16 protein-coding genes are annotated in these 13,763 nt (G+C 60.7%); 4 read left to right on the forward strand and 12 right to left on the reverse strand.

The features are described 5' to 3' along the window. Nucleotides 1–26: 26 nt before the first annotated feature. The 4 genes from AABF56_RS36970 to AABF56_RS36985 all read left to right on the forward strand — a co-directional run bounded on the left by AABF56_RS36970 (nucleotide 27) and on the right by AABF56_RS36985 (nucleotide 4,148). Nucleotides 27–1,181 carry a multicopper oxidase domain-containing protein gene (locus tag AABF56_RS36970; protein ID WP_064334817.1) on the forward strand — a complete coding sequence of 385 codons (1,155 nt, stop codon included), beginning with the start codon at nucleotides 27–29 and terminating at the stop codon, nucleotides 1,179–1,181. Further along, nucleotides 1,178–2,371 (forward strand): ZIP family metal transporter, encoded by a 1,194-nt coding sequence (locus AABF56_RS36975; RefSeq protein WP_064334816.1) that lies wholly within the window; start codon nucleotides 1,178–1,180, stop codon nucleotides 2,369–2,371. The genes AABF56_RS36970 and AABF56_RS36975 overlap by 4 nt, the downstream gene beginning before the upstream one ends. A 166-nt stretch (nucleotides 2,372–2,537) precedes the next feature. Continuing rightward, nucleotides 2,538–2,813 carry a metal-sensing transcriptional repressor gene (locus AABF56_RS36980; protein ID WP_145926154.1) on the forward strand — a complete coding sequence of 92 codons (276 nt, stop codon included), beginning with the start codon at nucleotides 2,538–2,540 and terminating at the stop codon, nucleotides 2,811–2,813. Between the two features lie 15 nt (nucleotides 2,814–2,828). Next, on the forward strand, nucleotides 2,829–4,148 hold the full coding sequence (locus AABF56_RS36985) for an MFS transporter (protein ID WP_064334814.1): 1,320 nt from the start codon (nucleotides 2,829–2,831) through the stop codon (nucleotides 4,146–4,148). 33 nt (nucleotides 4,149–4,181) lie between these two features. Here the strand turns inward: AABF56_RS36985 and lspA are convergent, their stop codons facing one another. From lspA to AABF56_RS37045, 12 genes are all read right to left on the reverse strand, one after another. Further along, entirely contained in the window at nucleotides 4,182–4,688 is a 507-nt protein-coding gene (gene lspA / locus AABF56_RS36990) for a signal peptidase II (RefSeq protein WP_064334813.1), read from the reverse strand. Nucleotides 4,689–4,691: 3 nt separating this feature from the next. After that, nucleotides 4,692–5,381: a L,D-transpeptidase gene (locus AABF56_RS36995; RefSeq protein ID WP_064334812.1), complete on the reverse strand. Its 690-nt coding sequence runs from the start codon at nucleotides 5,379–5,381 to the stop codon at nucleotides 4,692–4,694. A 193-nt stretch (nucleotides 5,382–5,574) separates the two neighbouring features. Beyond that, nucleotides 5,575–6,615, reverse strand: a complete 1,041-nt coding sequence (locus tag AABF56_RS37000) for a L,D-transpeptidase family protein (protein ID WP_064334811.1) — start codon at nucleotides 6,613–6,615, stop codon at nucleotides 5,575–5,577. Between the two features lie 69 nt (nucleotides 6,616–6,684). Next, complete coding sequence (locus AABF56_RS37005; RefSeq protein WP_064334810.1) at nucleotides 6,685–7,554, reverse strand: peptidylprolyl isomerase; 870 nt, start codon at nucleotides 7,552–7,554, stop codon at nucleotides 6,685–6,687. Beyond that, nucleotides 7,554–8,195 carry a DsbA family protein gene (locus AABF56_RS37010; protein WP_064334809.1) on the reverse strand — a complete coding sequence of 214 codons (642 nt, stop codon included), beginning with the start codon at nucleotides 8,193–8,195 and terminating at the stop codon, nucleotides 7,554–7,556. Before AABF56_RS37010 ends, AABF56_RS37005 begins: the two co-directional genes overlap by 1 nt. 168 nt (nucleotides 8,196–8,363) lie before the next feature. Further along, entirely contained in the window at nucleotides 8,364–8,933 is a 570-nt protein-coding gene (locus tag AABF56_RS37015; RefSeq protein ID WP_064334808.1) for an MAPEG family protein, read from the reverse strand. A gap of 204 nt (nucleotides 8,934–9,137) precedes the next feature. Then, nucleotides 9,138–9,740 carry a transglutaminase-like cysteine peptidase gene (locus AABF56_RS37020; protein WP_064334807.1) on the reverse strand — a complete coding sequence of 201 codons (603 nt, stop codon included), beginning with the start codon at nucleotides 9,738–9,740 and terminating at the stop codon, nucleotides 9,138–9,140. Nucleotides 9,741–9,838: 98 nt separating this feature from the next. Next, nucleotides 9,839–10,681: a copper homeostasis membrane protein CopD gene (gene copD / locus AABF56_RS37025; protein WP_064334806.1), complete on the reverse strand. Its 843-nt coding sequence runs from the start codon at nucleotides 10,679–10,681 to the stop codon at nucleotides 9,839–9,841. Nucleotides 10,682–10,691: 10 nt separating this feature from the next. Next, nucleotides 10,692–11,054 carry a copper homeostasis periplasmic binding protein CopC gene (gene copC / locus AABF56_RS37030; RefSeq protein WP_168169022.1) on the reverse strand — a complete coding sequence of 121 codons (363 nt, stop codon included), beginning with the start codon at nucleotides 11,052–11,054 and terminating at the stop codon, nucleotides 10,692–10,694. Nucleotides 11,055–11,294: 240 nt separating this feature from the next. After that, on the reverse strand, nucleotides 11,295–11,750 hold the full coding sequence (locus tag AABF56_RS37035; protein ID WP_064334805.1) for a pseudoazurin: 456 nt from the start codon (nucleotides 11,748–11,750) through the stop codon (nucleotides 11,295–11,297). 148 nt (nucleotides 11,751–11,898) lie between these two features. Beyond that, entirely contained in the window at nucleotides 11,899–12,690 is a 792-nt protein-coding gene (locus AABF56_RS37040) for an amino acid ABC transporter ATP-binding protein (protein ID WP_064334804.1), read from the reverse strand. Further along, nucleotides 12,690–13,763, reverse strand: a complete 1,074-nt coding sequence (locus tag AABF56_RS37045; protein ID WP_064334803.1) for an amino acid ABC transporter permease — start codon at nucleotides 13,761–13,763, stop codon at nucleotides 12,690–12,692. Before AABF56_RS37045 ends, AABF56_RS37040 begins: the two co-directional genes overlap by 1 nt.

Genomic DNA, 13,763 nt, shown 5'->3' on the forward strand with positions numbered 1-13,763 from the left:
AGAACCATTATCAAAAGGACGGGACAATGCGAAACTGGCTGCCATTCGACCTCGGACGCCGAAAGCTGCTCGGTGCGGGCCTGGCGGCGGCCGGCGGCGCAGCCCTCGCCGCCCGTTCAGCGCTGAGCCAGGATGCCGCCGCCCAGCATCAGGGCCACCAGATCTCCGCGGCGTCTGACGGCAAAGCCGGCACAAGGGATGCCGCGCCGCCGCATATGCAGGCACATGGAGCGATGATCACCGTCGGCGACGTCGATAACGAGCGCAACGGCTTCGATCCGACGTCGATGCTGACCGACTGGGATCTCGGGAGCGTCTCCACCCTCCCCGACGGCCGTCGGCTGCGTACGTTCGAAGTCGAGGTCGAGGACAAGGAGATCGAGATCGCGCCCGGCGTCATGTTCCCCGCCTGGACCTTCAACGGTCGCGTGCCCGGGCCGTCGCTCCGCGCGATGGAAGGGGAGCGGCTGCGCATCATTCTGCGCAATTACGGTTCTCATCCGCACTCCATGCATTTTCACGGCATTCATGCCGCGCGCATGGACGGGATTCCTGGCGCGGGCGTCATCAACCCAGGCGAGGAGTTCGTCTACGAGTTCGACGCCCGCCCCTTCGGCTGTCACCTCTACCACTGCCATGCCCTGCCGCTCGCGCGGCATATCCACAAGGGCATGTACGGTCTCTTCGTCATCGATCCCGATCCGGAACTTCGACCAGAATTCCGCGAGGTGGCGCTCAGCCGGCTGCACGGCTCGCCCGAGAATGCGAGATGGCAGGAACTCGCCATGGTGATGAATGCCTTCGACACCAATTTCGACGGCGAGAACGAGTTCTATGCCTGCAACACCATCGCTCACTGCTACGCCAAGAAACCGATCCGCATCGAGAAGAGCCGTCCGGTGCGCATCTACCTCGCGAACCTCACCGAGTTCGATCCAATCAACTCCTTCCACATCCACGGCAACTTCTTCGACTATTTCGACCAAGGGACCACCCTGACGCCGACTCTGAAGACCGTCGACCTCATCATGCAGTGCCAGGCGCAGCGCGGCATTCTGGAGTTCACCTTCGGCGAACATGCGGACCATGAACCGGGCCTCTACATGTTCCACGCGCACCAGTCGGAGTTCACGGAGCTCGGCTGGATGGGAATGTTCGAAGTCGTGGAGGAAGTGGCATGACCGACGAAACCGCTTCGAGCCAGGCCGCATCACCTAGCCGGCGCGCCGCTCTCCTCTGGACCGTCATCCCTTTCCTGGTTTTGGCGGCGGCCATTGCCTGGCTCTTCGGTACCAATCCGCTCCGAAGCTTCGAAAACGGCGCGCCGCCCGTCGAGAACCTCACCTATGAGCGCACAACGCTCGACGGCGGCGGGGTACGGCTTCTTGTACGCGCCGGCGGCTCGGAGCCGCTGAAGATCGCACAGGTCCAGGTCGATGCCGCCTATTGGCAATTCACGCTCGACCCGCCCGGCCCGCTTCCCCGCGGGCAGTCGGCCTGGATTTCCATTCCCTTCCCCTGGGTTCTCGGCGAGGCGCACCGTGTCACCGTCGTCACCAGCACCGGCGCAACGTTCGAGCACGAGATCCCGGTCGCGGTTCCCACGCCGGAGGTGACCTCGAACGGTCTCCGGTCGCAAGCCATCCTCGGCGCCTTCGTCGGCATTCTGCCCGTCGCCATCGGCCTGATGTTCTATCCGGCGCTACGCGGCGCGGGACTGAGCGCCATGCGGTTCCTGCTCGCGGTGACAGTCGGCCTCCTCGCGTTCCTCTTAGTGGACGCCGTAGCGGAGGCCTTCGAGCTTGCCGGCGCATCCGCACCCGTCTTCCAGGGTGGCGCAATGGTGGTCTTTGCCGCCGCCGCGTCCTTCCTGTTACTAATGGCCGTCTCGCGGCGGGGCGGACGGCCGAGCGGCGTGGCGCTCGCCACCTACATCGCAATCGGCATAGGCCTGCACAACATGGGCGAGGGCCTTGCCATCGGAGGCGCCTTCGCGGCCGGCTCCGCAGGCCTCGGCACCTTCCTCGTCATGGGCTTCACGCTGCACAACATCACCGAAGGCATAGGCATCGCCGCACCGCTCCTCAAGATCAGACCCACCTTCCGCCAGTTCGTACTGTTGACGCTGATCGCCGGCGGCCCGGCCGTGCTCGGCATGTGGATCGGCAGCCTCGCCTACGCCCCCCATTGGTCGGCACTTGCGCTCGCGATCGGTGCCGGCGCCATTCTCCAGGTCATCATCGAGGTGACGCTGTTCATGCTCCGCAACGACGAGGACCGTACGGACATCCTGTTCTCGAAGGAGGTCCTGGGCGGCTTCGCCCTCGGCATCGCACTCATGTACGTGACCGCGATGCTGGTGAAGATCTGATTGGTCTATGCGCTCGCAGTGAGGAACAGGTCCCGGCGCGCTTTCTCGGCAACACTATCTGGCCGATAAACGCCCGGTGCAACGCTGGCTGTAGGCGCGGCGCAATCACGAATGTGACGCCGTGCCCACAATTGCAATATCCTATCCAGGGGGATAGGTTATGCATATGAGCGAGCACAGGCACAAGACCCATCCCGAGATCGTCAAGCGGCTGAAGCGGGCCGAGGGACATCTGAAGAGCATCATCGCGATGATCGAGGACGGGCGCCCCTGCCTCGATCTCGCACAACAGCTTCATGCCGTCGAAAAGGCGGTCACCAATGCCAAGCGCGCGCTGATCCAGGACCATCTCGACCATTGCCTCGAGGATGTGGTCGGCCCCCTGCCCGCCGACCAGCGAAGCGCCATGGCCGAGTTCAAGGCGATCACCAAATATCTCTGACCGATCGGAAACAGCATGCTCGGCGTCCTCCAGAACCGAACCTATCGCCACCTCTTTCTGGCGCAGGTCGTCGCGCTGGTCGGGACAGGTCTGGCGACGGTCGCCCTCGGCCTGCTCGCCTACGAGATCGCCGGACCTGACGCCGGCGCGGTGCTGGGTACGGCACTCGCCATCAAGATGATCGCCTATGTCGGCATCGCACCGATCGCGGGCGCCTTCGCGGAAGTGCTTCCACGGCGGCCGCTGCTGGTCGCACTCGACCTCGTACGCGCCGCCGTCGCCCTCTGCCTGCCCTTCGTCACCGAGGTCTGGCAGGTCTACGTCCTGATCTTCGTCCTGCAATCGGCCTCGGCCGCCTTCACCCCGGCCTTCCAGGCGACGATCCCCGAGGTGCTGCCGGACGAAAAGGACTATACGCGAGCGCTATCGCTCTCCCGGCTCGCCTATGACCTCGAAAGCCTCATCAGCCCCGCCTTGGCTGCAGCGCTCCTGACGATCATCTCTTTCCATTCGCTGTTCGGCGGCACGGTCATCGGCTTTCTCGTATCCTCGGCGCTCGTCGTCTCCGTCGTGCTTCCCGCGCCTTCGAAGACCGAGCGTCGCAGTGTCTACGAACGGACCACGCGGGGCCTTCGTCTCTATCTGGCAACGCCGCGGCTGCGCGGCCTTCTCGCGATTTGCCTTTCGGTCTCGGCCGCCGGCTCGATGGTGATCGTCAACACGGTCGTGATCGTGCAGTCCACCTTCGGCCTGACCCAGGAAAGCACGGCCCTTGCGCTCGCCGCGTTCGGCGGCGGCTCGATGCTGGCGGCGCTCTTCCTTCCAAAACTCCTCGACACTATTCCCGACCGCCCGGTCATGCTGGCTGGAGCGGCGGTCCTGATTGCCGGGCTTCTGGCAGCCTCGGCCGTCGACGGCATCCGCACGCTCTTGCCGCTCTGGTGTCTCCTCGGCATCGGCTATTCGATCGCCCAGACGCCCTCCGGCCGGCTGTTGCGGCGATCCGCGCATGCGGAAGACCGACCGGCCCTGTTTGCGGCGCATTTCGCGCTCTCCCACGCCGCCTGGCTCGTCACCTATCCGCTCGCCGGTTGGCTCGGCGCAACGATCGGCCTGTCCGCAGCCGCCCTTTGCCTCGCGCTCCTCGCGACGTCCGGCTTCGCCGTCGCGATGGCGCTGTGGCCAGCGAACGACAACGTGGAGATCGAGCACGACCACGACGACCTGCCTGTCGATCACCCGCACCTCGCCGAAGGAGTGCGGCGCGGCGGGCATAGCCATGCCCATGCCGTTGTCATTGATCGGCTGCATCCCGAGTGGCCCTCAAGGCCGTAAGCTGTCGAACCGGTGGCTCCGGCCGCCTCGCTTTCATGATGATTGGCTCGTTGCAGTGTCTCTGTGGAAAGAAGCAACAACGATCATGAGGCCCGCACCAGCCACGATGGCCACATCGGCAAGGTTGAACGATGGCCAATGCCACTGTCCCGCATAGAAATCCAGATAGTCGGTGACCTGGCCGTCGGCATACCGGTCGACGAGATTGCCCATCGCTCCTCCCGCGACCATGCACAGTGCCAGCCGCTCAACCATCCGGCGCGAAAGAGCGGCCCACGACAGGAGCCCGGCAACGATGCATGCTTTCAGAACGGCAAAAAGCTGTGGCGCCGCCGATATCCATTCGGCGAACATTCCGAAGCTGACGCCGGGATTGTAGACGAGCACGAGATTGAAGAACGGTGTGACGGGAATGATCCGCGGCGGGTTCATCACCGCCGTGACCATGAAGTGCTTGAGAGCGATGTCCACGAGGAAGATTGCGGCGCCGAACGCAAACAAGGCGGCGAGCTCGCCTTTTCTTTCAACTACCAACCGCATGATCTACGTGCGTACGACAATGCGTGCCTTGGAAGGCACGCGGGTGTAGAGGTCGATGACATCCTGATTGACCAACCGCACGCAGCCGGAGGACACGGATTTTCCGATAGAGTTCCACTCACGTGTTCCGTGCAGACGGTAAAGCGTGTCCTCGCCATTCTGGAAGATGTAGAGCGCGCGGGCGCCGAGCGCATTGTCCGGCCCTGGCTCCTGTCCACCGTTCTCGACAGAGAATTTCGCAAGCTCGGGTTGGCGCGCGATCATTTCCGCCGGCGGCTTCCAGCGCGGCCACTTCTGGCGCCACTGGATAACCCCCTCGCCTTCCCAGGCAAATCCCGCGCGGCCAAGCCCAACCCCGTAGCGCATCGCGGTGCCGCCGGGCTCCGCGACATAGAGAAACTTCGAACCGGTATCGACCACCACAGTGCCGGCTGGCTCGCCCGTCGTATTGAAAACACGCTGGCGGTAGAATTTTGGATCAATTTGCCGGAAGGGAACGGCCGGCAGCTGATGACCGCCATCCTCCATCGCGGCATAGCGAGCGGCCAGTTCCTCCTCGCTCGGCACGCCCATCGGACGTCGTGCTACGCTGGGCACGGCGGAGGGGGATGTCGTGGAACAGGCCGCCAGCGCCATGGAAAGCGTCCCGAGAAGAAATCCGCGGCGCGCGACGGTGTTGGTGTCTTCAAGCATGTTGGTCCCTTTTCTCGACGCCGACTATTTACCGGTTTCAGCAGCAGCTGCCGACGGTGTCGACGTCTTCATTTCGCTGCGAATGTGAAAAGCGCTGTAGGCAATGACAGAGACTACGAAGCCCAGCAGAACAAAAAGCATGACGCGGTTCTTCCGCCGGATCATGCGCGCACGCTGTCGAACGTCACTTGGATCAGTCATCCGACGCCCCGCTGACAGCAGACGTGCCCGAATAGGGATCGGCAAGCGCAGCCTCCGGCCGACTGACCGGATATTTTATGATCGAGATATCCTCCGCCAGCTTCGAGGCCCCCTGTTTCTTCAAAAGAGCCCGGAAGCTTGGATGCATTCCGCCGTCCACATAAGCGAGCGCCGCGGCCGACTTTTCGGCGGCAAGCGCCGCGTCCACCTTGCCACGCTCCGTCGCCACCATTGACAGGAGGTCGGCCGAAGCCCCGCTGGACGATACCGGACAGGCGGCGAGCGGATTGCGCGGATCGCCCCCCTCGAACTCCCTGTTGAACACATAGCGCCGTTCGCAGGCCGCGACCTTCGGCTGGCGCTTCGAAAAAGCGAATTGGTCGTAGCCCTCCTTGAGGGTGAGCCAGAACGGCATGTTCGAATCCCCTCGATGCTTGGCGAGGTTCTCCGCGGTCATGCGAAACGGATAGGCTTGGACCTGAAAGCTGTCCTGACCGCTTTGCAGCGCCTTCTGAGCGATGGCATAGATCTCACCGACGCCCTGATCGGTCATGGCGTAGCAACCCGACGACGAGCAGGCGCCATGGACCATCAGCGCCTCACCGGTGTAGCCGAGCGCAGCTTCAAGACGGTTGGGATAACCGAGATTGAACGAGACATAGTACTGCGACTGCGGATTCAGCATCCCGGCCGAGACATGATAGAAGCCTTCCGGCGCCTGGCGATCGCCTTCTTTCGTCTTGGGGCCGAGTTTGCCGGACCAGCGGCACATCGGATAGGTCTTGAAGAGCTTGTAACGGCCTGATGCATCCGCCTTCCACACCTCCAGCTCACTCTCCTGCTTGAATATCCGCACAAGGACAGGATCTTCAGGCCGCATACCCTTCTTCGCCATCGCGGCCACGACGGCGGCGGAAAGCTTCGGCGGCTCGCTGGAGAGTTCGGCGAGCTCCATGGCAACGCATCCCGATAGCATGATCGCGATGAGAGAGACGGCGAGGAATTTTGGCAGCAGAGAATGGAGCGACCGCATGAGATGCCGGGACACGAGAATAATCAGAACAAGGGAACGGGATTGCACGAAAGAAACGATAGAGTTGCGCTATTCCCCGCCCTCGGCACCATGCTCGTGTCCGTCATCCGATCCCTCAGGCATCGCAACATCGGGCACGAGCTTCTCTATCCGCGCGGCCGCCTTGAGGTCAGCGACGATCTTGCTCACCGCCTGGGCTTCCATGCCACGGCGCAACTCCGTCGACACAACCTCGAATGCCGGTGGTTCACGCTTGCGCCGCTCTTCAAGTTTTACGACATGAAAGCCGAAGGGCGTCTCCACGGGCTTTGCGGCAATCTCACCGGTCTTCATCGTTACGATCGCCTCTCCCAGCTCCGGCGGGAGTTGTTCCATTGTCAGAAAGCCAAGATCACCGCCGCTCTTCTTCGACGTCTCATCCAGCGAAACGCTCCCGGCCACCTCTTCAAAGGACTTGCCCGCGGCTATATCCCTCATCGCCGCCTCAGCGCCAGCCCTGTCCTTCAGCAGGATGTGCCGGACGCGAACCTCTTCGACCGACGGCATGGCGGCGACCCGTTCGTTATAGACCTTGCGCAGTGCGTCCTCGGTTACAGCGGCGGCGGCAGCCTTGGCGAGATAGGCCTGCCGAAGCGCCTGTTGCCTCAGGAACACCATCTGCCGCTTGAACGTCTCGTCGTTCTCCAGCCCGTCCTTGATCGCGGCGTCAGAGACCACCTTGAGGTCGATCAGCGCATCGACGACCGCGGACTTGCGTGCCTCGGGTGTTGCCTTGGGATTAGGATCGCCGAGGAACGAGGTTGCGAACGATACGTCGGATTCCAGAATCTCGGAATCTCCGACGCGAGCTGCTACCTGATCCGCCCGTTCCTCGGCGAAGGCTGGAACAGCGACCAGAAAGAGCGCGGAAAGAAAGACGTTCCTGATTTTCAGCAGCATCACTTCTTTGCTCCCGCGACAATCGGTTCGATGACGGCGCGCAATTGCTCGATCGGCATTACGCCGGTGTATTTTTCGCCGTTGATAAAGAAGGTCGGCGTCGAATCGACGCCAAGTTCCTGACCTCTGGCCGCGACCGCATTGACTTTGTCGAGCAGCGCCTGGTCGCTAAGGCAAGCCTCAAGATCGGCCTCCTTGAGACCGGTCATCGACAGGACCGAGAGGAACCCTTCCTTGCCGTCCTGAGCACGCGCCCAGCGCGGCTGGTTACGGAAGAGGAGGTCGACCGTCGGATACCATCTGTCGTCACCCGTGCAGCGGGCGAGCATGAAGGCGGCGGTCGCGCGCGGATCAAACGGGAACTCGCGGAGAATGAAGCGGACCTTACCCGTATCGATGAACTCTGCCTTGAAGGCTGGCCAGATATTCAAGTGAAAGTTGGCGCAATGCCCGCATGTCATCGACGCATATTCGATAACGGTAACCGGTGCGTCGTCGCGCCCCAGAATCCGCTCGGGCAACGGCCCCGGCTGCAAGAGGTCCGTCGCCGAGCCTGTGGCGGCCGTCTGCGCAACAACGCGGTTTGCGGCCAGCAAGGTGAAAGCTGCCGCGGTCGATCCCAGAAATTGTCGCCTGAACATCTCGTCTCCAAATCAAAGGAGCCGGATCATAAAACCTCTAGGTACTTGAGGTGCAAGAGGCGTAAACGCGCGCCACGATTTTTACGACGGATTCAAACGAAGGGTCGGATTCAAGCCCGCCGGGGCCTATGCCGATCCATCAGTATGCCAGAATTGACGTCGTCAGCATCACGTTTGCCAGACCCGCGTGATCAAGTGCGCCAACGCGATCACGAACGCCGCGATGCTGGGGAGCGCAGTCAGGGCCATTCCAAACGCACGGCCACCGGCCCCTTTTGAGTACCCGACTAAGAAGCAAACGCGGCCGACACCGAACAGGACCACAGAAGCCGCGATAAACGGCATCATCGCCGCGCCTTCCAGCATCACGAGCGCGGATAACGTCACGGACGCGATGACGAATTGTTCGAGCGTGTTCTGAAGAAAAGCGGCTGCAACGGCAATTCTAGAGCTCGGGCGAGAGTACGCCGATCCGCCGATATCTTCCGCAGAATGACGTCGGCCTCGTGCCACCATGGCGACGCCTATGATGACCCAAACGACGAGAAGCAAGTTCGCGGCGGCTATGAAGAATAGCCGCGATTCCAGATTTTCGTCGGGGAAAACCTTGGCGCCGCGTAGAAGGTATTGCGTGCCACCGAGGGCCAGCATGCACACCATGGCAGCCGCACCGCTTCTCAAGAGGATTTTGCGCTGCTCTTTCCGAAGTTCAGCTTTGGACGCCGGGACGATTACCATATCAACACTCCGCACCGTATGAGCCTGAACGTAAAGCTCTTACTGTCAGGACCGCTCGATCGCGGGTGCCAGAGCTTTAAGTTCCGCTCGGCATGGTTTGGATGACCAGCAATTCGGCGGCTGCTGCGATTGTCGCCGTGCTCGTGTCGCAGTTTGGTCGAGACGAAAAAAGCTCTGCAGACGAAACCTCCTCGACCCCGAACTTCAGTGAACGGAACCGACCAGCGGAGCGTCGCCGTCTCGAATGGACACCCAGCGCCCCGTATGGTCGACCGCCTGTCGCTTCAGGTAAGTGTAGCCAGTTTCGTCCCAGTTCAAGACGGCATCTGTCAGATTATCAAGAATGACGTCTCCGATGTCGGTTCTCACCGTCAGAACGGCGTGCCCCTCACCGTTCGGTCGACGCAATACCGTAATGAGCACCGTTGACGACGGGATACCATCCTCGATCAAAACACGACGTTTTGCGAGCACATAGTCCTCGCAATCGCCTCCATCGACTGGATAGGTCCAGTATTCTTCCACTCCGTATAGATCAAAATCACTTATGGGCTTGATTGCCTTGTTCACTGAAACATTCAATTGTTGCAACTGCGCAAGGAACTCGCTCGACATTGGCAATGGCGCCGTTTTCCTGGAACGTAACGTGCATTCTGACGCGTTTCGCTTGCAGAACTCAAAATGACCGATTGGTTGAGACGTGAAATTTCCCGTGACCATCGCGGACGGATGAGCCCATGCGCCGTTGCCGACAAAAGACCAGAGAGCCGATAGGCTCGCACCTGCGATCAACCGTCCGAAATTCATCACCACTCCGATTCATTCCTGATCAACGTGTCCAGATTATTAATGATTCCCGTCTCGCGCGTCCATGCGCCTGACACTCGGAGAGCCGAAGACACCGCTCAAAGTGGTTCGAGCGTTCCAAACCATGCAACCAGCGCAACGGCCAATAGCCCAAGCGCGATCTCGAGTCTGGTTGCTCTCGCGAGCGCCGACAATGCGTCGGGCCTGTCCCGAAGACGCGGCACCAGGAAGTAACGATTGCACACCGCAAGTCCGACCATGGCCATTGTCACGAACACCTTCAAAGCCCAAAGCAGCTGATAGCGAATGCTCCAGTCAAGCGGTATTCCTTCGAAGATCCAAAGAGTAGCAATCAACCCGGTCACGAGCAGAAGCGAAACCCAAAAATGGCCCTCGCCTGAATAACGGATAAGAATCATCTTCGCGTCAAGCTTTTCCACGTCCGGCAGAAGCCGCAAGACATACGGCAGCGCACCCAACCAAGCTCCCGCAGCGATCTGGTGAAGCACGTCATTCGCCTGCCGCACATACCCGAATACGCCTTCGGATGCTGCGGCATGTCCGGTCATCGATTGGGCAATGAACACGATCACTATCGACAGCACGGTGGCCCTTGTCCATTGCATGACAAATGCAAACGCAGCCACCGTGATCGCCGCCGCCTGGAGAGCCCACGACCTTCCGGGCGTGGTGAAAACTATGACATCCCGAAGAAGGCCCGGTTCAAAAATATCGCCCCACCCGTCAGAAACCCGGGCCGCCTGTGCCGGCAGGAGAATAATGACCGCGACAACCAAGCACAGAATCATCCAGCCCTCGAAACGCATCCTCTCTGCATGAGGCTGGAGGCGCCAGCGAAACAATGACGCCCCCCAGATCATAAGGGCTGCTCCGAATATTGCGCCCCGGCACAGGATGAGGACAATTACCGGGTCCGCCATTCACGGCACCTCATTTGACGAGAAAGCTGAAATTGCCGTTTATCTTATGACCATCCTTGGAAAGAGCATCCCATTTGACATCATACCTGCCTGAAGGCAGCGGCTCCGGAAGGGGCGCAAGAAGCGTATGACCATCCTGCGAATTGATAGGCTTGCCCACTCGCACCGCCGCACCATCAGGCCCGATGAGTTCGATATTGCTGAAGCGCAGGTTGACGGTTTCGGAGAACGTGAGCTCAAGTGACCTTGGTGCTTCCACGGTTGTATCGGCACTTGGCGACGAATTCTTGAGCACGGAGTGCGCCGTTGCCGGGGCGGCTGTCAGAACTGTCATTGCAAACGACGTTAAGAATAAAGCTTTGAATTTGTTCATGTCGCTGCACGGTCCTGAATATCGGGTCGCCGTCATCAACGATGACAGCGGGTTGATAGGATGATTGGGGCGGCGGAGCGCCACGCCGCACGGCTACACGCTCTTCTCGCCTCAATCCGCGATGATTGCCTATCCTGCGCACAAAGTCGCCGAGCCGGACGACGTGTACCGTTGCGCACAGATGCATAACGGTCATGGCATGACAAGAAGCCGGCTCGTGTGTGGCGTTGCTTCAAGAACTCACGTCGTCGGCACCTGCGCCAGCAGTTCCTCGAACACCTTCTTTGCCTTGCCTATATGTTTCACCGTCCTGGCCTGTTCCAGGTTGACCGGCTGCCCCACCGCGATGAGCGCCACCATCCCCATTCCATAGTGCGGAAGGCATTTTACACCATAGATGCCTTCCTGCTCGACGGTTACCGTGATCTGCTCGTTGATTTTGCCTTTGAACGCGTTCGCTCCATCCGGGATCAATCCCTTGATGGTCTCGGCATTGTGGCCCTTGTCGACGGGCACAAAGGTCACTGTATCGCCAGGCGCGGCCAAAATGAAATCGGGCTCGAAGACCATCGCGCCCTTCTTGCCTTTGTTGAGCATCATCACCTGATGGTCTTTCGTTGCCGCTCTGACAGGCAGCGCCGTCAACGCTATGGTGCCAATCGCTGCACCCAGCAATACGTCTCGTCGTTTAAGCATGTGGTTTCTCCTTCACAATCTTGCACGATTGCAGGATATCGCCTGCCTGTTCGGAACACTTTGGTCAATCGTAACCGGCAAAGCGAGATGTCGCGCGGCGAACTGCCGCTCCCCAGCCGCCCATCATCGCCTCCATCGCCGGCGGTGTTCAATCCGCGGTTGGACCGTCTGTGAACGATCGACCTAAGTGCCCGACTATCTGGCTGAGAAACGCGCGCGCGCGCGGGTTTCGCGGCGACTTGAAAAACTCCGCCGGCCGGTTTTCTTCGATCACTTTTCCGCCATCCATGAAAACGATGCGGTCGGCAACCGCCTGCGCAAAACCCATCTCATGCGTGACGCACAGCATGGTCATACCGTCGTTGGCGAGTTCGATCATTGTGTCGAGCACCTCCTTGATCATCTCCGGGTCCAGCGCCGATGTCGGTTCGTCGAACAGCATAATGCGAGGTTTCATGCACAGCGCCCGCGCGATCGCCACACGCTGCTGCTGACCGCCCGAGAGCTGCCCGGGATACTTATCGGCCTGCTCCGGAATGCGGACCTTTCGGAGGAACTCCATCGCAATCTCCTGCGCGTGTTGGCGCGGCATTTTGCGAACCCAGATTGGCGCGAGGGTGCAGTTTTCCAGTATGGTCAAGTGCGGGAAGAGATTGAAGTGCTGAAAAACCATTCCAACTTCCGATCGGACTTTCTCGATCCCCTTCAGGTCACCGGTCAATTCGATCCCGTCAACGATGATCCTGCCGCGCTGATGCTCCTCGAGCCGATTGATCGTGCGGATCAGCGTCGACTTGCCAGAGCCGGAGGGTCCACAGATAACAATCTTCTCGCCTTGCGCGACAGAGAGGTTGACGCTCTTCAAGACCTCGAAATCGCCATAGGACTTCCCAAGATTCTCGATACTTATCGCGAGTGTTGCAATGGGAGTGGCAGCCATCAAAGCATCTCCTTACCGCGGCGTTCCAGGAAGTCGGCAAAACGAGCAAAGGAAAAGGCGAGAATGAAGTAGATCAGACCGATGAACAGGAAGGTCTCTGTCGATGGTGCTGGCCAGTCCGGATCGGACAGTGCCGCCTTGCCGGAACTGATGAGATCGAAGAGGCCCACCACCAGAACCAGGCTGGTGTTCTTCACCATCACGATGATGGTGTTGGTCAGCGCCGGGATGACGATGCGGATCGCCTGCGGCAAGATGATCAGTCGCTGGGTGTTCCAATATCCGAGGCCCAGCGCTCCTGCCGCTTCCGCCTGGCCCGCAGAGATCGACTGGAGCCCACCCCGTATCACCTCCGCGAGGTAAGCCGCCGCAAAAACCGTGAGCGCAAGAAGCGCACGGACGAATTTGTCCGGGAGGAGCCAATCCGGAAGAAAGAGCGGCAGCAGGATCGAGGCGACGAAAAGAAGGCTCAGAAGCGGAAGACCGCGGATCGTCTCGATGACCAGGATACTCAATGTTCGCACAACAGGCATATGCGACCTGCGGCCGAGAGCCAGAAGCACTGCCGCCGGAAATCCGAGGCCGATGGCGAAGACGGTGAGGATAAGCGTCACCGGCAGGCCGCCCCAGGCGCTTGTGGGCACGTAGGGCAGACCGAAACCGCCGCTCATGAGCCACAGCACGACGATCATCATGCCCGGCCAGGCCAGGGCGAGCCAAGGCCGCCATGACGACGGCCTTGCGGAAACCACCAGTGTCGCGAGGATTAATCCGCACACCAGTGCGGCGCGCCACCGTTCCGAGGGCGGATAGATGCCGAAGAGGATCTGCCCATACTTGGCGAGGAGAAAACTCCAGCAGGCGCCTGTCGCCGCCTGGCAGGTCTGGGGCTCGGCGGGAAGCACGGCTGCTTCGAAGATCGCCCAATCCGCAAGCGGCCACCCGATACGGACCAAAAGCGCGACCAGCGCTATCGTCAAGACAGCATTGAGCGGCGTGCCGAAAAACGGCGCCAACCGTCTCGTGAGAGGGCGACTGGTAAGCGCCGGTACGTTGTAGGCGATTTCGACCAT

This window comes from Shinella sp. WSC3-e (assembly GCF_945994535.1).
Classification (GTDB): Bacteria; Pseudomonadota; Alphaproteobacteria; order Rhizobiales; family Rhizobiaceae; genus Shinella; species Shinella yambaruensis.

Coding starts and splice junctions, on each gene's coding strand:
- AABF56_RS37010 (WP_064334809.1), bottom strand. CDS start 8,195: ATGTTCAGGCGACAATTTCTGGGATCGACCGCGGCAGCTTTCACCTTG.
- AABF56_RS36970 (WP_064334817.1), top strand. CDS start 27: ATGCGAAACTGGCTGCCATTCGACCTCGGACGCCGAAAGCTGCTCGGT.
- AABF56_RS36985 (WP_064334814.1), top strand. CDS start 2,829: ATGCTCGGCGTCCTCCAGAACCGAACCTATCGCCACCTCTTTCTGGCG.
- AABF56_RS37005 (WP_064334810.1), bottom strand. CDS start 7,554: ATGCTGCTGAAAATCAGGAACGTCTTTCTTTCCGCGCTCTTTCTGGTC.
- AABF56_RS37000 (WP_064334811.1), bottom strand. CDS start 6,615: ATGCGGTCGCTCCATTCTCTGCTGCCAAAATTCCTCGCCGTCTCTCTC.
- AABF56_RS37020 (WP_064334807.1), bottom strand. CDS start 9,740: ATGAATTTCGGACGGTTGATCGCAGGTGCGAGCCTATCGGCTCTCTGG.
- lspA (WP_064334813.1), bottom strand. CDS start 4,688: ATGCGGTTGGTAGTTGAAAGAAAAGGCGAGCTCGCCGCCTTGTTTGCG.
- AABF56_RS37035 (WP_064334805.1), bottom strand. CDS start 11,750: ATGCTTAAACGACGAGACGTATTGCTGGGTGCAGCGATTGGCACCATA.
- AABF56_RS36975 (WP_064334816.1), top strand. CDS start 1,178: ATGACCGACGAAACCGCTTCGAGCCAGGCCGCATCACCTAGCCGGCGC.
- AABF56_RS37040 (WP_064334804.1), bottom strand. CDS start 12,690: ATGGCTGCCACTCCCATTGCAACACTCGCGATAAGTATCGAGAATCTT.
- copC (WP_168169022.1), bottom strand. CDS start 11,054: ATGAACAAATTCAAAGCTTTATTCTTAACGTCGTTTGCAATGACAGTT.
- copD (WP_064334806.1), bottom strand. CDS start 10,681: ATGGCGGACCCGGTAATTGTCCTCATCCTGTGCCGGGGCGCAATATTC.
- AABF56_RS36995 (WP_064334812.1), bottom strand. CDS start 5,381: ATGCTTGAAGACACCAACACCGTCGCGCGCCGCGGATTTCTTCTCGGG.
- AABF56_RS37045 (WP_064334803.1), bottom strand. CDS start 13,763: ATGGTCGAAATCGCCTACAACGTACCGGCGCTTACCAGTCGCCCTCTC.
- AABF56_RS37015 (WP_064334808.1), bottom strand. CDS start 8,933: ATGGTAATCGTCCCGGCGTCCAAAGCTGAACTTCGGAAAGAGCAGCGC.
- AABF56_RS36980 (WP_145926154.1), top strand. CDS start 2,538: ATGAGCGAGCACAGGCACAAGACCCATCCCGAGATCGTCAAGCGGCTG.